The 19,163-nt window shown below is 71.8% G+C and carries 17 protein-coding genes; 11 read left to right on the forward strand and 6 right to left on the reverse strand.

Annotation, left to right across the window (positions count from 1 at the left end; all coding sequences use genetic code 11):
• Positions 1 to 157 precede the first annotated feature (157 nt).
• Together AB0I77_RS25125 and AB0I77_RS25130 are read left to right on the forward strand one after the other, a co-directional pair.
• A complete protein-coding gene (locus AB0I77_RS25125) occupies positions 158 to 1,684 on the forward strand; it encodes a 3-hydroxyacyl-CoA dehydrogenase (protein WP_363284908.1) in 1,527 nt (508 codons plus the stop codon).
• Entirely contained in the window at positions 1,681 to 2,271 is a 591-nt protein-coding gene (locus tag AB0I77_RS25130; RefSeq protein WP_363284909.1) for a TetR/AcrR family transcriptional regulator, read from the forward strand. Before AB0I77_RS25125 ends, AB0I77_RS25130 begins: the two co-directional genes overlap by 4 nt.
• A 34-nt stretch (positions 2,272 to 2,305) precedes the next feature.
• Here the strand turns inward: AB0I77_RS25130 and AB0I77_RS25135 are convergent, their stop codons facing one another.
• Positions 2,306 to 2,791, reverse strand: a complete 486-nt coding sequence (locus tag AB0I77_RS25135; RefSeq protein ID WP_363284960.1) for an Lrp/AsnC family transcriptional regulator — start codon at positions 2,789 to 2,791, stop codon at positions 2,306 to 2,308.
• A gap of 189 nt (positions 2,792 to 2,980) precedes the next feature.
• Between AB0I77_RS25135 and pdhA the strand changes: the two genes are divergently transcribed.
• From pdhA to AB0I77_RS25165, 6 genes are read left to right on the forward strand one after another with little or no spacing between them, the layout of a single operon-like run.
• Positions 2,981 to 4,117 (forward strand): pyruvate dehydrogenase (acetyl-transferring) E1 component subunit alpha, encoded by a 1,137-nt coding sequence (pdhA, locus tag AB0I77_RS25140; RefSeq protein WP_363284910.1) that lies wholly within the window; start codon positions 2,981 to 2,983, stop codon positions 4,115 to 4,117.
• The gene (locus AB0I77_RS25145) at positions 4,114 to 5,118 is read left to right on the forward strand and encodes an alpha-ketoacid dehydrogenase subunit beta (RefSeq protein WP_363284911.1); all 1,005 of its coding nucleotides are present in this window, start codon (positions 4,114 to 4,116) and stop codon (positions 5,116 to 5,118) included. The genes pdhA and AB0I77_RS25145 overlap by 4 nt, the downstream gene beginning before the upstream one ends.
• Positions 5,119 to 5,162: 44 nt before the next feature.
• The gene (locus tag AB0I77_RS25150; protein WP_363284912.1) at positions 5,163 to 6,497 is read left to right on the forward strand and encodes a dihydrolipoamide acetyltransferase family protein; all 1,335 of its coding nucleotides are present in this window, start codon (positions 5,163 to 5,165) and stop codon (positions 6,495 to 6,497) included.
• Positions 6,498 to 6,551: 54 nt separating this feature from the next.
• Positions 6,552 to 7,481: an NTP transferase domain-containing protein gene (locus AB0I77_RS25155; RefSeq protein WP_363284913.1), complete on the forward strand. Its 930-nt coding sequence runs from the start codon at positions 6,552 to 6,554 to the stop codon at positions 7,479 to 7,481.
• A complete protein-coding gene (locus AB0I77_RS25160) occupies positions 7,478 to 8,842 on the forward strand; it encodes a molybdopterin molybdotransferase MoeA (RefSeq protein ID WP_363284914.1) in 1,365 nt (454 codons plus the stop codon). The genes AB0I77_RS25155 and AB0I77_RS25160 overlap by 4 nt, the downstream gene beginning before the upstream one ends.
• Entirely contained in the window at positions 8,839 to 9,936 is a 1,098-nt protein-coding gene (locus AB0I77_RS25165; RefSeq protein ID WP_363284915.1) for a potassium channel family protein, read from the forward strand. The genes AB0I77_RS25160 and AB0I77_RS25165 overlap by 4 nt, the downstream gene beginning before the upstream one ends.
• Positions 9,937 to 9,976: 40 nt before the next feature.
• On the opposite strand, the gene AB0I77_RS25170 is transcribed toward AB0I77_RS25165, so the two are convergent.
• Both AB0I77_RS25170 and AB0I77_RS25175 read right to left on the reverse strand, forming a co-directional pair.
• On the reverse strand, positions 9,977 to 10,825 hold the full coding sequence (locus AB0I77_RS25170; protein WP_363284916.1) for an ABC transporter permease: 849 nt from the start codon (positions 10,823 to 10,825) through the stop codon (positions 9,977 to 9,979).
• Positions 10,822 to 11,832, reverse strand: coding sequence for an ATP-binding cassette domain-containing protein (locus tag AB0I77_RS25175; RefSeq protein ID WP_363284917.1), 1,011 nt, complete (start codon positions 11,830 to 11,832; stop codon positions 10,822 to 10,824). The genes AB0I77_RS25170 and AB0I77_RS25175 overlap by 4 nt, the downstream gene beginning before the upstream one ends.
• Positions 11,833 to 12,049: 217 nt before the next feature.
• Between AB0I77_RS25175 and AB0I77_RS25180 the strand changes: the two genes are divergently transcribed.
• Positions 12,050 to 13,030, forward strand: coding sequence for an NAD(P)H-quinone oxidoreductase (locus tag AB0I77_RS25180; protein WP_363284918.1), 981 nt, complete (start codon positions 12,050 to 12,052; stop codon positions 13,028 to 13,030).
• Between the two features lie 24 nt (positions 13,031 to 13,054).
• Here the strand turns inward: AB0I77_RS25180 and AB0I77_RS25185 are convergent, their stop codons facing one another.
• Entirely contained in the window at positions 13,055 to 13,543 is a 489-nt protein-coding gene (locus tag AB0I77_RS25185) for a hypothetical protein (RefSeq protein WP_363284919.1), read from the reverse strand.
• A 134-nt stretch (positions 13,544 to 13,677) separates the two neighbouring features.
• Here AB0I77_RS25185 and AB0I77_RS25190 point away from each other — a divergent pair, with 134 nt between their 5' ends.
• Positions 13,678 to 14,220 carry a bacterial proteasome activator family protein gene (locus tag AB0I77_RS25190; RefSeq protein ID WP_363284920.1) on the forward strand — a complete coding sequence of 181 codons (543 nt, stop codon included), beginning with the start codon at positions 13,678 to 13,680 and terminating at the stop codon, positions 14,218 to 14,220.
• Between the two features lie 113 nt (positions 14,221 to 14,333).
• On the opposite strand, the gene AB0I77_RS25195 is transcribed toward AB0I77_RS25190, so the two are convergent.
• The gene (locus tag AB0I77_RS25195; RefSeq protein WP_363284921.1) at positions 14,334 to 15,995 is read right to left on the reverse strand and encodes a protein kinase; all 1,662 of its coding nucleotides are present in this window, start codon (positions 15,993 to 15,995) and stop codon (positions 14,334 to 14,336) included.
• A gap of 356 nt (positions 15,996 to 16,351) precedes the next feature.
• On the opposite strand from AB0I77_RS25195, the gene AB0I77_RS25200 reads away from it, so the two are divergent.
• The gene (locus AB0I77_RS25200) at positions 16,352 to 17,938 is read left to right on the forward strand and encodes a protein kinase (protein ID WP_363284922.1); all 1,587 of its coding nucleotides are present in this window, start codon (positions 16,352 to 16,354) and stop codon (positions 17,936 to 17,938) included.
• 83 nt (positions 17,939 to 18,021) lie between these two features.
• Here the strand turns inward: AB0I77_RS25200 and AB0I77_RS25205 are convergent, their stop codons facing one another.
• On the reverse strand, positions 18,022 to 19,026 hold the full coding sequence (locus tag AB0I77_RS25205) for a phosphotransferase (RefSeq protein WP_363284923.1): 1,005 nt from the start codon (positions 19,024 to 19,026) through the stop codon (positions 18,022 to 18,024).
• Between the last annotated feature and the right edge of the window lie 137 nt (positions 19,027 to 19,163).

Below are 19,163 nucleotides of genomic sequence, written 5' to 3' on the forward strand. Positions count from 1 at the left end.
GTGACCAACTCCTCGTCTCAAGAACTCTTCGTCGAGCTCACGACCTGGGCAGAACATGGGCAGGAACAGCCCGACAGAGTTAGAGTAACCGAACGATCGGTCGGGACAAGGGGGACCGCCGCATCTGTGGAAAACCCCGTGCGGGAGGATCGCGCACATGACAGCACTCGACCTCAGCAGCCCCGTGGCCGTCGTCGGCACCGGCACCATGGGCCAGGGCATCGCCCAGGTCGCGCTCGTCGCCGGCCATTCCGTACGGCTGTACGACGCCGTCCCCGGCCGTGCGCGGGAGGCGGCCGACGCGATCGGCGCCCGCCTCGACCGGCTCGTCACGAAGGACCGGCTCAGCGGCGCCGACCGGGACGCGGCACGCGGCCGGCTGCTGCCCGCCGACAGCCTCGACGACCTCGCGGACTGCGGCCTGGTCGTCGAGGCGGTCCCGGAGCGCCTGGACGCCAAACAGGAGCTGATGCGGGCGCTGGAGGACATCGTCGACGACGACTGTCTGCTCGCCACCAACACCTCGTCCCTGTCGGTGACGGCCATCGGCGGCGCCCTGCGCAACCCTGGCCGCCTGGTGGGCCTGCACTTCTTCAACCCCGCGCCGGTGCTGCCCCTGGTCGAGGTGGTCTCCGGGTTCGCCACCGACGTCACGTCGGCCACGCGCGCGTACGAGTTGGCCCGCGCCTGGGGCAAGACCCCGGTCGCCTGCGCCGACACCCCCGGCTTCATCGTCAACCGCATCGCGCGGCCCTACTACGCCGAGGCCTTCGCGGTCTACGAGGCCCAGGGCGCCGACCCCGCCACCATCGACGCGGTCCTGCGCGAGTGCGGCGGCTTCAAGATGGGCGCCTTCGAACTGACCGACCTCATCGGCCAGGACGTCAACGAATCGGTCACCCACTCCGTGTGGCAGGCCTTCTTCCAGGACCCGCGCTTCACCCCCTCGCTCGCCCAGCGCCGCCTGGTCGAGTCCGGCCGCCTCGGCCGCAAGACCGGACAGGGCTGGTTCGACTACGCCGACTCCACCGACTACGCAGCGGGCGCCGAACCGCACACCGCCGAGCGGGCCCAGCAGCCCGCCTACGTCGTCGCCGAGGGCAATCTGGGCCCCGCCTCCGAACTGCTCGCCCTGGTCCGCGAGGCGGGCATCCCGGTGCGCGAGGAGGACGAGGACCACGGCACCCGCCTGGTGCTGCCCAGCGGCGGACAGCTGGCGCTCGCCGACGGACAGACCTCGGTGGAGTTCCGGGACGTCGTCTACTTCGACCTCGCACTCGACTACCGCAGGGCCACCCGCATCGCCCTGTCCGCCTCCCAGGACACCGCCCCGCAGACCCTCGCCGAGGCCACCGGCCTCTTCCAGGCGCTCGGCAAGGACGTCAGCCTCATCGGCGACGTCCCCGGCATGATCGTCGCCCGCACGGTCGCGCGCATCGTCGACCTGGCGCACGACGCCGTCGCCAAGGGCGTGGCCACCGAGGAGGACATCGACACCGCGATGCGCCTGGGCGTCAACTACCCGCTGGGCCCCTTCGAGTGGAGCCGCAAACTGGGCCGCAACTGGGCCTACGCCCTCCTCGACGACCTGCATCTGCGCGACCCCTCGGGCCGCTACGCGCCGTCCCTCGCGCTGTACCGCCACGCGTACGCCACCGACAAGCGGGAGGGCAGCACTTCATGACCACCGCCAAGCGCGACACGTACACCCCGGAGACGCTGCTGTCCGTAGCCGTCCAGATCTTCAACGAGCGCGGCTACGACGGCACCTCCATGGAGCACCTCTCCAAGGCGGCCGGCATCTCCAAGTCGTCGATATACCACCACGTCACGGGCAAGGAGGAGCTGCTCCGCCGGGCCGTCAGCCGGGCCCTGGACGGCCTCTTCGGGATCCTCGACGAGGAGCACGCGCGCGTGGGGCGCGCCTCCGACCGGCTGGAGTACGTCGTACGGCGCATGGTCGAGGTGCTCATCGCCGACATGCCGTACGTCACGCTGCTGCTGCGGGTGCGCGGCAACACGGGTACCGAGCGGTGGGCCCTGGAGCGGCGGCGCGACTTCGACCACCGGGTCGCCGAGCTGCTGCGGGCGGCGGCGGCCGACGGGGACGTGCGTGGTGACGTGGAGGTGCGGCTGGCTACCCGGCTGGTCTTCGGGATGATCAACTCGATCGTGGAGTGGTACCGGCCGGACGGGCGGGGCATGAACGAACGCGAAGTGGCCGACGCGGTGGCGCAGCTGGTCTTCGGGGGGCTGCGGAAGGCCGACTGAGGGCCGGCCCCGGAAACCGAGTCCCTCGAGAGGCTCAGCCCTGCGGTTCCAGGTCCTCCTCCTCGAACACCAGCAGCGTGCGCGTACTGAGCACCTCCGGGATCGCCTGGAGCCGGGTGAGCACCAGCTCGCGCAGCGCCCGGTTGTCGGAGGTGTGCACCAGGAGCAGGACGTCGAAATCGCCCCCGACCAGGGCGATGTGGGACGCCCCCGGCAGCTGTGTGAGCCGCTCGCGCACCGTGCGCCAGGAGTTCTGGACGATCTTCAGCGTGATGTACGCCGAGGTGCCCTGGCCCGCGCGTTCGTGGTTGACGCGGGCGCCGAAGCCGCGGATGACGCCGTCCTCGATGAGGCGGTTGATCCGCGCGTAGGCGTTGGCGCGCGAGACATGGACCCGTTCGGCGACCGACCGTATCGACGCGCGGCCGTCCGCCTGGAGCATCTGAAGAATGTCCAGATCGATCGCGTCGAGCGGACGCGCGGGCGGATGGGGGCCACTGCCGTCCGGGCTCTCGGCCATTTGTTCAGGGGCCATGTCCCCCCGCCTCTCTACCATGGACGTAATGCGTCCATCTCAGGCTGTGCAGAACCGTTTGTCCACAGCCTGAGGGCGCCTGTAGCCAAAATGTGCCGACGACCGAACAATCGGTAGGTGAGGCGCATCACACCCGTGACGCGCCTGAAGCCGCTCCCACGAGGAGGTGCCGTCATGACGGTCATGGAGCAGCGGGGCGCGTATCGGCCATCGCCGCCGCCCGCATGGCAGCCCCGCACCGACCCCGCGCCGCTGTTGCCCGACGCGGAGCCGTACCGCGTCCTCGGCACGGAAGCGGCCGCGCAGGCCGACCCCGGCCTGCTGCGCCGGCTGTACGCCGAGCTGGTGCGCGGACGCCGGTTCAACGCGCAGGCCACCGCGCTCACCAAGCAGGGCCGCCTCGCCGTCTACCCCTCCAGCACCGGCCAGGAGGCCTGCGAGGTCGCCGCCGCGCTGGTCCTGGAGGAGCGCGACTGGCTCTTCCCCAGCTACCGCGACACGTTCGCCGCCGTCGCCCGCGGCATGGACCCGGTCCAGGCCCTCACCCTGCTGCGCGGCGACTGGCACACCGGCTACGACCCGCGCGAACACCGCGTGGCTCCCCTGTGCACCCCGCTCGCCACGCAGCTCCCGCACGCCGTCGGTCTCGCGCACGCCGCCCGTCTCAAGGGCGACGACGTGGTCGCGCTGGCCATCGTCGGCGACGGCGGCACCAGCGAGGGCGACTTCCACGAGGCGCTGAACTTCGCCGCCGTCTGGAAGGCCCCCGTCGTCTTCCTCGTCCAGAACAACGGCTTCGCGATCTCCGTCCCGCTCGCCAAGCAGACCGCGGCCCCGTCGCTGGCCCACAAGGCCGTCGGCTACGGCATGCCCGGCCGCCTGGTCGACGGCAACGACGCGGCCGCCGTGCACGAGGTCCTCGCCGACGCCGTACGGCACGCGCGCGCGGGGGGCGGTCCCACGCTGGTGGAGGCGATCACGTACCGCGTCGACGCCCACACCAACGCCGACGACGCGACCCGCTACCGCGGCGACGCCGAGGTCGACACCTGGCGGGACCACGACCCGATCGCGCTCCTGGAGCACGAGCTGACCGAACGCGGGCTGATCGACGAGGACGGCATCCGGGCCGCACGGGACACCGCCGAGGCGCTGGCCGCCGACCTGCGCGAGCGCATGAACCAGGACCCGGCGCTCGACCCCATGGACCTGTTCGCCCAGGTGTACGCCGAGCCCACTGCGCAACTGCGCGAGCAGCAGGCTCAGTTGGCGGCCGAGCTGGCGGCGGCGCGGGAAGGGACGCACCGATGACCACCGTCGCCCTCAAGCCGGCCACCATGGCGCAGGCCCTCACGCGCGCGATGCGCGACGCGATGGCCGCCGACCCGGCCGTGCACGTCATGGGCGAGGACGTCGGCACGCTCGGCGGGGTCTTCCGGGTCACCGACGGGCTCGCCCAGGAGTTCGGCGAGGACCGCTGCACGGACACGCCCCTGGCCGAGGCGGGCATCCTCGGGACGGCCGTCGGCATGGCGATGTACGGGCTGCGCCCGGTCGTGGAGATGCAGTTCGACGCGTTCGCCTACCCGGCGTTCGAGCAGCTGATCAGCCACGTCTCGCGGATGCGCAACCGCACCCGCGGCGCGCTGCCGCTCCCGCTCACCATCCGCGTCCCCTACGGCGGCGGCATCGGCGGCGTCGAGCACCACAGCGACTCGTCCGAGGCCTACTACATGGCGACTCCGGGGCTCCATGTCGTCACGCCCGCGACCGTCGCCGACGCCTACGGCCTGCTGCGCGCCGCCATCGCCTCCGACGACCCGGTCGTCTTCCTGGAGCCCAAGCGCCTGTACTGGTCGAAGGACTCCTGGAACCCTCAGGAGCCGACGACCGTTGAACCGATTGGCCGCGCGGTGGTGCGGCGCTCAGGCCGGAGCGCCACGCTCATCACGTACGGACCGTCCGTGCCCGTCTGCCTCGAAGCCGCCGAGGCCGCGCGGGAAGAGGGCTGGGATCTCGAAGTCGTCGACCTGCGCTCCTTGGTGCCGTTCGACGACGACACGGTCTGCGCCTCGGTACGGCGGACCGGGCGGGCGGTCGTCGTACACGAGTCGGGCGGGTTCGGCGGCCCGGGCGGGGAGATCGCGGCCCGTGTCACGGAGCGCTGCTTCCACTACCTGGAGGCGCCGGTGCTGCGCGTGACCGGGTTCGACATCCCCTACCCGCCGCCGATGCTGGAGCGCCACCACCTGCCCGGCGTGGACCGGATCCTGGACGCCGTGGGGCGTCTGCAGTGGGAGGCCGAAAGCTGATGGGACACGCTTCACACGAGTCACACCTCTCGCATGCTTCGAACATGCACAGCCTGGAGTTCCGGCTCCCCGACCTCGGGGAGGGGCTCACCGAAGCGGAGATCGTCCGTTGGCTCGTCGAGGTCGGAGATCTCGTCGCCGTCGACCAGCCGGTCGTCGAGGTCGAGACGGCCAAGGCGATGATCGAGGTCCCCTGCCCCTACGGCGGCGTGGTCACGGCCCGCTTCGGCGAGGAGGGCACGGAACTGCCCGTCGGGGCCCCGCTGATCACGGTGGCGGTGGGCGCGCCGGCCTCCGGCGGAGAGACCGAGGGCTCGGGCAATGTCCTCGTCGGCTACGGCACCTCCGAGGCACCGGCGCGCCGGCGCAGGGTACGGCCGGAGCGGTCGGCGCCCGTCGCCGACGCGGAGAACGGCCAGGTCAGTGCCCCCGGGCCGGCGGAGGTGGCGGACGGTCCGGTTCCGGTGATCTCCCCGCTGGTGCGCCGCCTCGCCCGTGAGAACGGCCTCGACCTGCGGGAGATGACCGGTTCCGGGCCCGACGGGCTGATCCTGCGGGCCGACGTGGAGTACGCGCTGCGGGCCGCCGCGGCGCAGGGGCGGACGACGGCGCCGCCGCACGTCGAGCCGCACGCGCGCGTGACGCCGACGACCACGACCACCGACGTCCCGGCCGCGACAGCCGCCCCCACCGGCACCCGCATTCCCCTCAAGGGCGTCCGAGGCGCCGTCGCCGACAAGCTCTCCCGTAGCCGCCGCGAGATACCGGACGCGACCTGCTGGGTGGACGCCGACGCGACGGAGCTGATGCGAGCGCGTACGGCGATGAACGCCATAGGCGCGCCGAAGATCTCCCTCCTCGCCCTGCTGGCCCGCATCTGCACTGCCGCGCTCGCCCGCTTCCCCGAGCTCAACTCCACCGTGGACATGGAGGCCAGGGAGATCGTCCGGCTCGACTCCGTGCACCTCGGGTTCGCCGCGCAGACCGAGCGGGGACTCGTCGTCCCCGTCGTCCGGGACGCGCACACGCGGAACGCGCAAGCGCTGACGGAGGAGTTCGCCCGGCTGACCGAGGCGGCCCACGCGGGGACCTTGTCCCTCGGCGAACTCACCGGCGGCACCTTCACGTTGAACAACTACGGCGTGTTCGGCGTCGACGGCTCCACGCCGATCATCAACCACCCCGAGGCGGCCATGCTCGGCATCGGCCGCATCGCCCCCAAGCCCTGGGTGCACGAGGGCGAGCTGGCGGTGCGACAGGTCGTCCAGCTCTCGCTCACCTTCGACCACCGGGTGTGCGACGGCGGCACGGCAGGCGGCTTCCTGCGGTACGTGGCGGACTGCGTGGAGCAGCCGGCGGTATTGCTGCGCACCCTGTGATTGCGCCGCCTCCCCCACGTTCCCTGTGATCGCCGCGGCACGCATACTCGGGGTGTGACCGCCTTCGAGCCGCCGCCCCCCGATGCCGCGCACCGGGCCGAGTACGACGCCGTCGTCCTCGCCGGGGGTGCCGCCCGGCGGCTCGGCGGTGCCGACAAGCCCGGCCTGCGCGTGGGCGGGCGCGCGCTGCTCGACCGGGTGCTCGCCGCCTGCGCCGACGCGCACACCACCGTCGTCGTCGCCGACCCCAGGCCGACCGCTCGGCCCGTCATCTGGGCCCGGGAGGACCCGCCCGGCGGCGGACCGCTCGCCGCACTCGGCGCCGGGCTGCGCCACACCACGGCCGACCAGGTCCTGGTGCTCTCCGCCGACCTGCCGTTCCTGACCGGGGCGACGGTACGGCGGCTGCTGACCGCCCTTCGCGTGAGCGGCGCCGACGGCGTGCTGCTCACCGACGCCGACGGCCGCGACCAGCCGCTCGTGGCCGCGTACCGGGCATCCGCACTGCGCCGGGAGCTGACCGCGTTCACGCACGTGCACGGAAGCCTCACCGGGCTGCCCCTGCGCCGGCTGACCGCCGCGCTCGGCCTCGCCCGCGTCCCCGACCCCGTCGCGTCCTTCGACTGCGACACCTGGGACGACATCGCCACCGCCAGGTCACGTATCAGGGAGCATGGGCACGTGTTGGATGAATGGATTTCCGCAGTCAAGGACGAGCTGGGCATCGACCTCGACGTCGACACCGGCGTCCTGCTCGACCTCGCCCGCGACGCCGCCCACGGCGTGGCCAGGCCCGCCGCGCCGCTGACCACCTTCCTCGTCGGCTATGCGGCCGCGCAGGCGGGCTCAGGCCCCGAAGCCGTCGCCGAGGCGAGCCGCAAGGCTGCCGCCCTCGCGCTGCGCTGGGCCGAGGAGGACACCGCCGCCGGCAAGCCCGACGTGGCTCCCGACGCCACCCCCGACACCCGCCCGGACGCCGGATGACCGCCCGTGGCATCCCGACCGGCGCGGACGCCGAGGACCTCGACGTGGAGGAGGTGCTCGCCCTCGTGAACGCGCCCCCGCCTGCCCAGGGAGCCCACGCCGGCCACCCAGGCACGCCGCACGAGCCGGAGCACAAGCGGGACGCCCGCCACCGGGCCACCCCCTGGCCCGAGGCCCGCGCCATCGCCGCCCGCGCCGCGCGCACAGCCACCCGAAGCGCACGCCGAGCCCCCGTCTCCGTGCCCCTGGACGCGGTCCTGGGCCTCACCCTGGCCGCCCCCCTCACCGCCCTCACCGACCTGCCCTCCTTCGACACCTCCGCGATGGACGGCTGGGTGGTCGCCGGGCCCGGCCCCTGGGACGTACGGGACGAGGGAATCCTGGCCGGGCACGCCGAGCCCGAGCCGCTCACCGACGGCGAGGCCGCCCGGATCGCCACCGGCGCCCGCATCCCTCAGGACACGACCGCCGTCCTGCGCAGCGAGCACGGCCGCACCGACGACAAGGGCCGTCTGCACGCCACCCGCGAAGCCGCGCACGGCCAGGACATCCGCCCGCGCGGCCAGGAGTGCCGCAGCGGCGACCAGCTCCTGGCGGCCGGCACCCTCGTGACCCCGGCCGTGCTCGGCCTCGCCGCGGCCGCCGGGTACGACACGCTCACCGCCGTACCCCGCGCCCGCGTGGCAGTCCTCGTCCTGGGCGACGAGTTGCTCACCGAAGGAACCCCGCACGACGGCCTGATCCGCGACGCGCTCGGCCCCATGCTCCCGCCCTGGCTGCGGGCGCTCGGCGCCGAGGTCACCGCCGTACGCCGGCTCGGCGACGACGCCAAGGCCCTGCACAAGGCCGTCACCACCTCCGACGCCGACCTGATCGTCACCACCGGCGGCACCGCCGCGGGCCCCGTCGACCACGTCCACCCCACCCTGCGCCGCATCGGCGCCGAACTCCTGGTGGACGGCGTCAAGGTGCGCCCCGGCCACCCCATGCTGCTGGCCCGCACCAAGGAGGACCAGCACCTCGTCGGCCTCCCCGGCAACCCCCTCGCGGCCGTCTCCGGCCTGCTCACGCTCGCCGAGCCGCTGCTGCGGACGCTCACGGCACGCCCCGCCCCGGAGCCGTACACGCTCCCCCTGCGGGACGAGGCACACGGGCACCCGTACGACACCCGGCTCATCCCCGTCGTGCTGCGCGGCGACCATGCCGTGCCGCTGCACTACAACGGCCCGGCGATGCTGCGCGGCATCGCGGCGGCCGATGCCCTGGCCGTCGTACCACCGGGCGGCGCCCGGCCGGGTCAGGAGACGGAGCTCCTCGACCTGCCCTGGGCGAGCGCCGGAATCGGGGTGTGTTTCACGTGAAACTTCCCGGCCAGGACACGATCGCCCGCCAGGCGGACGAACATCTCGTGACCCATCGGGTGAAACTGCCCCGGAAAGTGGTGGAGCATCCGTTCCGGCAGGTGGCCAGGCGGCTGTCCATCGCCCTGCTGGTCCTCGTGGCGACCGCCCTGATCGTCTATGCCGACCACGACGGGTACAACGACAACTCCGACGGCTCCGTCGACTTCCTGGACGCCTGGTACTACGCGACCGTCACCCTTTCCACCACCGGCTACGGCGACATCACCCCGGTCAGCGACGCCGCCCGGCTCACCAACATCCTTGTGATCACGCCTCTGCGCGTGCTGTTCCTGATCATCCTGGTCGGCACCACGCTCGAGGTCCTCACCGAGCGCACCCGTGAGGAATGGCGACTCAACCGCTGGAGGTCCACCTTGCGTGACCACACCGTCGTCGTCGGCTTCGGCACCAAGGGGCGGTCGGCGATCCAGACCGTCCTGGCGACAGGGCTGAAGAAGGAGCAGGTCGTCGTGGTCGACCCGAGTTCCAAGGTGATCGACGCGGCGACCGCGGACGGCTACGCCGGAGTCATGGGCGACGCGACGCGCAGCGACGTCCTGATGCGGGCCGAGGTGCACCGGGCACGGAAGATCATCATCGCGACCCAGCGTGACGACACGGCCGTCCTCGTGACGCTGACGGCCAGGCAGCTCAACAAGGGCGCGAAGATCGTGGCCGCGGTGCGCGAGGAGGAGAACGCCCCGCTGCTGAAGCAGTCCGGCGCCGACGCGGTGATCACCAGCGCCAGCGCCGCAGGCCGGCTCCTCGGGCTGTCCGTGCTGAGCCCCGCGGCCGGCATGGTGATGGAGGACCTCATCCAGCAGGGCAGCGGCCTCGACATCATGGAGCGGCCGGTCATAAAGGCCGAGGTGGGCAGGAGCCCGCGCGAGACGGACGACCTGGTGGTCAGCGTCGTACGCGGGCACCGGGTGCTCGGATACGACGATCCGGCCGTCGGCACGCTGGAGCTGACGGACCGGCTGATCACGATCGTGCGGGTGACGCCGGGCACGCAGGTCGCGCCCGACATCCGCCCGCTCCCGCAGGACTGACCCCTGCAGAGACTGACCCCTGCAGAGGGGGACACAAGGGCTACTTGCGGTTGTACAGCCGCATCGTGACCGGCCCGAAGACCAGCACGAGCAGGCCCGCCCAGCCCAGCGACCAGGCGATCTCGTCGGTCGGCCAGTCGCCCGCCATCAGCTCGCGCACGGCCGACGACAGGTGGGTGATCGGGCTGTTGTTGACGAACGCCTGTAGCCAGCCCGGCATGGTCTTCGGGTCGACGAAGATGTTCGACAGGAAGGTCAGCGGGAACAGCACCATCATGCTGACGCCCATCACCGACTTCTCGGTGCGCAGCAGCAGCCCGAACATCGTCCAGATCCACGAGAACGCGAACGAGAAGACGATCAGCAGGGCGACCCCGGCGAGCACGCCGACGACCCCGCCGTCCGGGCGGTAGCCCAGGATCAGACCGACGGTGAGCATCACGATCGACGCGATCGTGTACCGCAGGGCGTCGCCGAGCAGATAGCCGACCATCGTCGAGGGCCGCCAGATGGGCAGCGTCCGGAAGCGGTCGAAGACGCCCTTCTCGATGTCGATGTTCACCGAGACGCCGGTGTACATCGTGATCATCACGACCGACATCACCATGATGCCCGGCAGCAGGAACTGGATGTACTCCTTCGGGGAGCCGGCCAGGGCGCCCCCGAACAGGTACGTGTACATCAGCACCATCATGATCGGGAACGCCGTGACGTCGAAGAGCTGCTCCGGCACGTGTTTGATCTTGAGTATCGCCCGCCAGCCGAAGGTCAGTGAGGCCGACCACGCGCTGGGGCGCGGCGGCCGCTCCCCGGCGACGAGCAGCGCGGCCAGCGACTCGGCGCTGACGGGGGCGAGGTCCTTGCTCTCGGTCGTAGTCGCGGTGCTCATGCCGCCACCTCGTCCTTCGTGTCGCGGGCGTCGCGGGTGTCGTGTCCGGTGAGGGCGAGGAAGACCTCGTCCAGGCTGGGCTGTCCCAGCGAGAAGTTGTCGACGATGATGCCGCCGCGGGCCAGCTCGGAGAGCGCGCGGGCCGCCTGCTCGGCCGCGCCCCGCCCATCGGCCGCCCCGGTCCCGACGCGGGCCGTCAGCGCCACCGGATCGGGCTCCAGCTGCACCTCCGCGTCCAGGGCCAGCCGCAGCACCTCCTGGGCCTGCGGCCGCTGCGCGGGATCCCGCAGTCGCAGATGTACGGACCCGGCCCCGACGGAGGCCTTCAGCTCGCCCTTGGTGCCCTCGGCGATCACCTTGCCGCGGTCGATGACGGCGATCCGGGACGCCAGCTGGTCGGCCTCGTCCAGATACTGCGTGGTCAGCAGCACGGTGGTGCCCTGGGCGACGACCGCGCGCACGATGTCCCACACCTGGTTGCGGCTGCGCGGGTCGAGGCCGGTCGTCGGCTCGTCGAGGAAGAGCAGCTCGGGGGTGTTGAGGATGGAGGCGGCGATGTCGATACGGCGGCGCATGCCGCCGGAGTAGTGCTTGACCTGCTTTCCGGCCGCCTCCGTGAGGCCGAAGGCCTCCAGCAGCTGCGCGGCACGCTCCCGCGCGGGCTTCTTGGCGTGGCCGAGGAGCCGGCCCAGCAGCACCAGGTTCTCGGTGCCGGTGAGGTCCTCGTCCACGGAGGCGTACTGGCCGGTGAGACTGACCCGACTGCGGACCTCGTCGGCCTCGCGCACGACGTCGTGGCCGAAGACGTGGGCCTGGCCGCCGTCCGGCCGGAGCAGGGTGGCGAGCATCTTCACCGCGGTTGTCTTTCCGGCGCCGTTCGGGCCGAGGACGCCGTAGACCGTGCCGGCCGGCACCGCGAGGTCGACGCCGTCGACGGCCCGTGTCTCGCCGAACGTCTTCACCAGGCCCGCGGTCTCGATGGCCAGGCCGGACGTGTGCTGGCTCATGGTTGGTTTCCTTCCGCGTCTTCCACACCTTTGAGGTACGCATGGGGAGACTTTTACCTTCGCCCAAACTCATCGGTCGCGCACAGGGATTTCTCGGCGGATCGGTCCAAGGACCGACGGGGGTGGGACCACAGACCGAGGCTGACCTGACCAGGGCCCGTCCGGGGACCTCCGTCCGGGGACCTCAGTCGGGGGACCGAGGAGTAGCGTCCCCTTCATGCATGCGATCACGATTCCCGAACCTGGTGGGCCCGAGGCGCTGGTATGGGACGAGGTACCGGATCCCGTGTCCGGCGAGGGCGAGGTCCTGGTCGAGGTGACGGCCAGTGCGGTCAACCGCGCCGACATCCTCCAGCGGCAGGGCTTCTACAACCCGCCGCCCGGCGCCTCCCTCTACCCCGGCCTGGAGTGCTCCGGACGGATCGCCGAGATCGGCCCCGGCGTCTCCGGCTGGGCCGTCGGCGACGAGGTGTGCGCGCTGCTCGCGGGCGGCGGCTACGCCGAGAAGGTCGTCGTCCCGGCCGGCCAGCTGCTGCCCCTGCCCAAGGGCATGGACCTCAAGCAGGCCGCGGCGCTGCCCGAGGTGGTGTCCACGGTCTGGTCGAACGTCTTCATGATCGCCCACCTCCGCCCGGGCGAGACGTTGCTCGTCCACGGCGGCTCCAGCGGCATCGGCACCATGGCGATCCAGCTCGCGAAGGCCGTCGGCGCCAAGGTCGCCGTCACGGCGGGCACGCGGGAGAAGCTGGACCGCTGCGCCGAACTGGGCGCCGACATCCTGGTCAACTACCGGGAGCAGGACTTCGTCGAAGAGGTCAAGAAGGCCACCGACGGGGCGGGCGCCGACGTCATCCTCGACAACATGGGCGCGAAGTACCTGGATCGCAACGTCAAGACGCTCGCCGTCAACGGCCGGCTCGCGATCATCGGCATGCAGGGCGGCATCAAGGGCGAGCTGAACATCGCCGCCCTCCTGAACAAGCGGGCCGCGATCAGCGCGACCTCGCTGCGGGCCCGCCCGCTCGAGGAGAAGGCGGCGATCGTGGCCGCCGTACGCGAGCACGTCTGGCCCCTCCTCGACGCCGGCCACGTACGCCCGATCGTCGACCGCGAACTCCCGATGCGCGACGCGTCCGCCGCACACCGGGTCGTGGAGGAGAGCGGCCACATCGGAAAGGTCCTGCTCGTCGCCCCCTAGGACCCAAGTGACAAGGCGCGGGAGCTACGACGGCCCCCGCCGCACCCGCAGCGCGATGAAGGCGAGCCCCAGGCCGAGCCCGACCAGGATCAGCCCGCTGCCCAGGGGCAGGATCCGCAGCCCGGATCCAGCGGGGCGCTCGGCGCGCGCGGAGGGCTGCTCGGAGGGCACGCCGGGGGTCGCTCGCGGCGATTCCGGTACGGCGGTGATGCCGGCGTCGCTGTCGCCGTCACCGTCGCCCTCCACGACATCCTCGCCTTCCGGCACCGCATCCGGTTCCACCCGCCGCCCCGGCCGCTCCCGCCCCTCACCCGCGCGGCTCCCGGCCCGGGAGGGCGCGGCGGCGGAGGCCGAGGGCGAAGGGGAGGCGGAGACACGCACGGCGGAGACACGCAGGGAGCCGTGCGGCGGCGCGGACTGAGCGCCGTAGGACCATTCGGCCCCGTACGGAGAGACGATCACGCCCGCCCCCACCACCACGAGCATTCCCGTCGCGCGCAGCCATGGAGTCACGGCACAAGCCTGGCATTTACTGGCTATCCCGGCATTTCATGTTCCGCCGGAAGCCCATCCGCTCCGTGAACGGTGGATCAGCTCTTACCGGGGGCACCACGATGGGAGGCGCGGCGGTGCGAGAGAATGGCGGCATGGAGATGCCGAGGAACGAAAGGTCGCCGGAGAACCCCCAAATCCTGGTCGTGGGCCAGGACGGGATGGCTCTCGGCGGCGGAGGAGACGAGGACTCCCGCGAGGTTCCGGTCACGGAGATGGTCGAGCAGCCGGCGAAGGTCATGCGGATCGGAAGCATGATCAAGCAGCTGCTCGAAGAGGTGCGCGCGGCTCCCCTGGACGAGGCGAGCCGAGTCCGGCTCAAGGAGATCCACGCCAGCTCGGTGAAGGAACTGGAGGACGGCCTGGCTCCGGAGCTCGTCGAGGAGCTGGAGCGGCTCTCCCTGCCGTTCGCGAACGAGGCGACCCCGAGCGACGCGGAACTGCGCATCGCGCAGGCCCAGCTGGTCGGCTGGCTCGAGGGCCTCTTCCACGGGATCCAGACGACCCTGTTCGCCCAGCAGATGGCCGCGCGCGCCCAGCTGGAGCAGATGCGCCGCGCCCTCCCGCCGGGCGTCGGAGGCGGCGAGGAAGACGACGACCCGCGCGCGGGCGGCCGCTCGGGCGGACCGTACCTGTAAGCCGTAGTTGAGCCCGTCCGTAGAACCCGTAGCCCGTAGCGCATGCAGAGCCCGTAAAGCCCCGACAACAAAGCCCGGCAGCCCACGCTGCCGGGCTTTTCACCTCGCCGGTGTCAGGCGGGATTGCCCGTGGAGATGTCGAACTGGATGTCCGGAGGACTGTCCGGGTCGAAGTCCGTGCCCGCCTTGGGGGACTGCCGCATCACGGTGTCCTCACCGTACGTGTTCTCGTCCACCGGGTTCTTGTCGTAAGGCCACCCGGCGGCCTGGAGGCAGGAGAGGACCGATGTCCAGTTCTTGAACGTGAAGTCCGGCATCTGCACCTGGTCCGGGTTGTTGTACGACTCCTGCGGCTCGGTGCACTCGGTCTTCTCGATCGTCCGGGACGTGTCCGGACCGCGGTAGCCCTCGGCCTTGGTCGCCGACACCGAGGGGCTCGCGCTGCTGTCCCCGCCCGCGCCCGCGTCGCTCCCGCCGCTGTTCATCAGCAGCGCCGCGAGCAGCCCGCCGACCGCGACCAGCGAGACGACGATCGAGCCGATGATCACCGGCTTGTTGCTCTTGCCGCCGCCCGCGCCGCCCGGGGCGTGCTGGGGCGTGAGGTTGTACGGCGGCGGGGTCGACGGCGTCTGCTGCGGCGCGTACGCGGCCTGGCCCGGGGTCTGATAGCCGCCCTGCTGCGGATAGCCGTACGCCGGAGAAGGCGCCGAGGGCGGCGGGGTGCTGTACGGGTTCGGGGCCGGCGTCGACTGGTAGGGCGTCTGTACGTTGCCCATGGCCCCCGGAGTGCCCATGACCCCCGGAGCCGACTGGTCGACCGGCGGGAACACCGCGGAGCCGACGCCGGAGCCGCTCGAGGTGTGCGCGCCCGGGACGATGCTCGGCGCGGCCGGATGCAAGGACGCCGCCACCCGCAGGCACTCGTCGCGCATGGACTCGCTGCTCGGGAAACGCTCGTTCGGGTTCTTCTTCAGCGCGCGGGCAACCAGCGCGTCCACGGCCGGCGGCAGGGAGCGGTTGACCGAGGAGGGCGCGACCGGCTCCTCCTGCACATGCGCGTACGCGATGGCCAGCGGCGAGTCCGCGTCGAACGGCAGCCGCCCGGTGACCAGCTGGAACAGCATGATGCCGACCGAGTAGAGGTCGGAGCGGGCGTCCACACCCCGGCCCAGCGCCTGTTCGGGCGAGAGGTACTGCGGGGTGCCGACGACCATGCCGGTCTGTGTCATCGACGTGACACCGGACTGCATGGCGCGCGCGATGCCGAAGTCCATCACCTTGACGACGCCGCGCTTGGTCATCATCACGTTGCCCGGCTTGATGTCCCGGTGGACCAGGCCCATCTCGTGGCTGATCTCCAGCGCGGCGAGCACGTCCGCGGTGATCTTCAGCGCCTTGTCGGCGGGCATCGCGCCGTACTGCCGTACGTCCTCGTCGAGCACCGAGCCGAGCGGGCGGCCCTCGATGTACTCCATGACGATGTACGGCGTCGTCATGCCGTCAAGATTGTCCTCGCCGGTGTCGAAGACCGAGACGATGTTGGTGTGCGTGAGCTTGGCCACGGCCTGGGCCTCGCGGCGGAAGCGCTCGCGGAAGGCCTGTTCCCGACCCAGCTCGGTGTGGAGTGTCTTGACGGCGACCTGCCGGTCGAGCACCGCGTCGTATGCGAGGTGCACCGACGCCATGCCGCCCTCGCCGAGCAAGTCGCGCAGCTGATAGCGGCCGCCGGCCAGCGCCCGCCCCGCATATCGGCCGTGTGCGGCGTCCTGGCTCATCTCTCTGCGTCCCCCGTAGGCCTTCAACCGCCGTTACGTGCCGTGATGCTCGTGCTGCTCGGCGTTGATCGAAAGTGCTATTCCCGGCCAAGTCTGCCGGAGGGCACTGACACGTCAAGCTCGGTGCCCGATCCGTGACCGTACGCGAAAGAAGCGTCGCGGAAGCGTTACCGCGGGCGGGCGACCGTACACACAATTTGCACGCCGACACGTACTGAAGGTTTCATGGCCGGTCGGTCTCGGGGCCGTTCCCCGGGCCCATCCCGGACCGGCGGCTTGCGCGGAGGCTGTAGCGTGGCCGACGGAGACCGTAACAACACCGCGCGCACCGCGGGCAGAAACGACGGCGAGGACTGATGGCACAGCAGCAGCGCGCTCAGGGCCCGTCCGACCCCGAGGCGACTGGCGGCGGGATGTCAGATGCGCCGGAACTGTGGGGTAATGGCGGACTTGTCGGGGACGGTCGATATCGGCTGACCCGCAGACTCGGCCGGGGCGGCATGGCCGAGGTGTTCGCGGCCGAGGACGTGCGGCTCGGACGCACCGTGGCGGTCAAGCTGCTGCGCTCCGACCTCGCCGAGGACCCCGTCTCCAAGGCCCGCTTCACGCGCGAGGCCCAGTCGGTGGCCGGGCTCAACCACCACGCGATCGTCGCCGTGTACGACTCCGGTGAGGATTTCGTGGGCGGCCAGTCCGTGCCGTACATCGTGATGGAGATCGTCGAGGGTCGCACGATCCGCGACCTGCTCCTCAACGCCGAGGCGCCCGGCCCCGAGCAGGCCCTGATCATCGTCTCGGGTGTGCTGGAAGCGCTTGCCTATTCGCACCAGCACGGCATCGTGCACCGCGACATCAAGCCCGCCAACGTCATCATCACGCACGGCGGCGCCGTGAAGGTGATGGACTTCGGCATCGCGCGCGCCCTGCACGGCGCGCAGTCGACCATGACTCAAACCGGCATGGTCATGGGCACCCCGCAGTACCTCTCCCCGGAGCAGGCGCTCGGCAAGGCCGTCGACCACCGCTCCGACCTGTACGCGACGGGCTGCCTGCTCTACGAACTCCTCGCGCTGCGTCCCCCGTTCACCGGCGAGACGCCGCTCTCGGTGGTCTACCAGCACGTCCAGGACATCCCGACGCCCCCGTCCGAGACCTCCGACGCCTGTCCGCCGGAGCTCGACGGCCTCGTCATGCGCTCCCTCGCCAAGGAGCCCGACGACCGCTTCCAGACCGCCGAGGAGATGCGCGGCCTGGTCCAGTACGGCCTCCAGATGCTGTACGAGCAGGGCGGCCACACCGGCACCTGGAACACCGGCCCCGTCGCCATGCACGACGGCCGGCACACCCCGGCGGCGGGCATGACGGGCACCTCCGTGATGCACTCCGGCGGCTCCTCCGGCACCACGCAGATCCCGCAGCCGATCCTGCCCGCCGGCTACGGCGGCGGGGACGACGGCGGCTTCGAGGGCCGGGGCAACAAGGGCGGCGGCCGGGGCAAGCTGTGGATCCTCGCCGTGCTCGCGGTGATCGCGATCGCCGCGGGTGTGGCGCTGGCGCTCCAGGGCGGCGACGGGGGCGGCGGCGGTACCGGCACCAAGGAGTCGCCGACCACCACCTCGCCGACCACCAAGGACGAGACCCCCAGCGAGACGCCGAGCGAGTCAGTGAGCGAGGAGCCCACCGACACGACCACGGACGACGGCACCGGCAGTGGCACCGGCACGGGCACCGGTCCGGAGTACACCCCGTCGTACACGCCCTCGTACACGCCGTCGCAGAGCTACACCGGCGACCCGACCGGTGACCCGACGGACGAGCCGACGACGACCGAGCCGAGCGACACTCCGACGACGAGCGACCCGGTCGAGACGCCTCAGACCACGCCTCCGCCGGACGACACCGTCGGCGGCGTTACGCAGGGCGGCGACGGCGGCACCAACTGACCGGCTGACCCGGCACGACCTCCACGCGCGCGTGCGGTGCCGCTCGTGCGAGTCGTGCCGGTCGCGCCGCTCGTGCCGTCGGCTCACTCGGCGAACGCCTCGCACACCGCGTCGTACTCCCGCGTCCACCACACCGCGAGCGCCGAGGCGGCCGGGAACTGGGGATCCGCGCGGGTGTCGCCGCGCTCGTAGTGCCAGCGCAGCATCCAGAAGTCGTTGAGGCGCTCCCACCACACGCGGTGCACGGCCGCCGCGAGCTGCGAGGGCGTGGCGCCGGCCGTACGCCGGTACGCGCGCGCGTAGGACCGCACCTTCGGCAGGTCGAGGGCGCCGGCGGGCAGTACGAAGAAGATCGCGGCGGCGCGTACGGCCTCCTCCGCGCGGGGCTTCACCCCGAGCCGGTCCCAGTCGACGATCGCGGCCGGAGCGTCCCCCTTGTAGAGCAGGTTGAACGGGTGGAAGTCCCCGTGCACCCAGCCCACCGAGCCCCCGCGCGCAGGCCGCCGGTCGGCGTGCTGCTCCAGCAGCGCGCGCCGCTCCAGGAGCCGGTGGCGGGCCAGTTCGTCGAAGGAGTCGGCGGGGCGGTGGCGGCGCACATGGGCGAGCAGGTCGTCGATGAGGGTGAAGGTGTCGGCCGGGTCGGGGCTGGGGGCCTGTTCGGCGCGGGCACGCGCGTGTGCCGGCATCACCCGCTCCAGGCTCGCGTGCACCATCCCCAGGAGTGCTCCCAGTCGTCCGCACTGGGCGGGGGTGAGCTGGCCGCCGTGGCGGTGCCGGCCGTCGACCCAGGGGTGCAGGGCGTAGGCGTGGCCGCCGACGACGGCGACCGTGCGTCCGTCGCGGCCGGTCAGCGGGGGCGCCACCGGGACGCCCAGGTCGGCCAGGCGCTGGGTCGCCCGGTGCTGGCGGGCGATCGCTGCCGGGGCGGCGGTCTCGGGGTCGAAGTGGTGCTTGAGGAAGTAGCGGCCGCGGGTCGTGCACAGCCGGTAGCCGTGGTTGAGCAGCCCCTGGTCGACGGGCTCGCAGGCGAGGGCGGAACCGGCGGCGTACTGCCGGAGAAGGGCGCTCAGCGGGGGCGCGTGGGACAAAAGGGGTGGTACACAAGAACGCGGCACGCTGCCCGATGCTAGGGCACGAACCAGGCCCCTGAGCTGGGGGTTGTCACAGGCAGTCCCTTTCGATCACGGGATGTGCCCGAAGTGGCTTTCCGTGCATCCCGCGAGCT

This window comes from Streptomyces sp. NPDC050619, from assembly GCF_040654815.1.
Classification (GTDB): domain Bacteria; phylum Actinomycetota; class Actinomycetes; order Streptomycetales; family Streptomycetaceae; genus Streptomyces.

What these genes read in the sequence shown, in the direction of transcription:
- AB0I77_RS25125 (WP_363284908.1), top strand. Translation starts at nt 158, where the DNA reads ATGACAGCACTCGACCTCAGCAGCCCCGTGGCCGTCGTCGGCACCGGC.
- AB0I77_RS25130 (WP_363284909.1), top strand. Translation starts at nt 1,681, where the DNA reads ATGACCACCGCCAAGCGCGACACGTACACCCCGGAGACGCTGCTGTCC.
- AB0I77_RS25135 (WP_363284960.1), bottom strand. Translation starts at nt 2,791, where the DNA reads ATGGCCGAGAGCCCGGACGGCAGTGGCCCCCATCCGCCCGCGCGTCCG.
- pdhA (WP_363284910.1), top strand. Translation starts at nt 2,981, where the DNA reads ATGACGGTCATGGAGCAGCGGGGCGCGTATCGGCCATCGCCGCCGCCC.
- AB0I77_RS25145 (WP_363284911.1), top strand. Translation starts at nt 4,114, where the DNA reads ATGACCACCGTCGCCCTCAAGCCGGCCACCATGGCGCAGGCCCTCACG.
- AB0I77_RS25150 (WP_363284912.1), top strand. Translation starts at nt 5,163, where the DNA reads ATGCACAGCCTGGAGTTCCGGCTCCCCGACCTCGGGGAGGGGCTCACC.
- AB0I77_RS25160 (WP_363284914.1), top strand. Translation starts at nt 7,478, where the DNA reads ATGACCGCCCGTGGCATCCCGACCGGCGCGGACGCCGAGGACCTCGAC.
- AB0I77_RS25170 (WP_363284916.1), bottom strand. Translation starts at nt 10,825, where the DNA reads ATGAGCACCGCGACTACGACCGAGAGCAAGGACCTCGCCCCCGTCAGC.
- AB0I77_RS25175 (WP_363284917.1), bottom strand. Translation starts at nt 11,832, where the DNA reads ATGAGCCAGCACACGTCCGGCCTGGCCATCGAGACCGCGGGCCTGGTG.
- AB0I77_RS25180 (WP_363284918.1), top strand. Translation starts at nt 12,050, where the DNA reads ATGCATGCGATCACGATTCCCGAACCTGGTGGGCCCGAGGCGCTGGTA.
- AB0I77_RS25190 (WP_363284920.1), top strand. Translation starts at nt 13,678, where the DNA reads ATGGAGATGCCGAGGAACGAAAGGTCGCCGGAGAACCCCCAAATCCTG.
- AB0I77_RS25195 (WP_363284921.1), bottom strand. Translation starts at nt 15,995, where the DNA reads ATGAGCCAGGACGCCGCACACGGCCGATATGCGGGGCGGGCGCTGGCC.
- AB0I77_RS25200 (WP_363284922.1), top strand. Translation starts at nt 16,352, where the DNA reads ATGGCACAGCAGCAGCGCGCTCAGGGCCCGTCCGACCCCGAGGCGACT.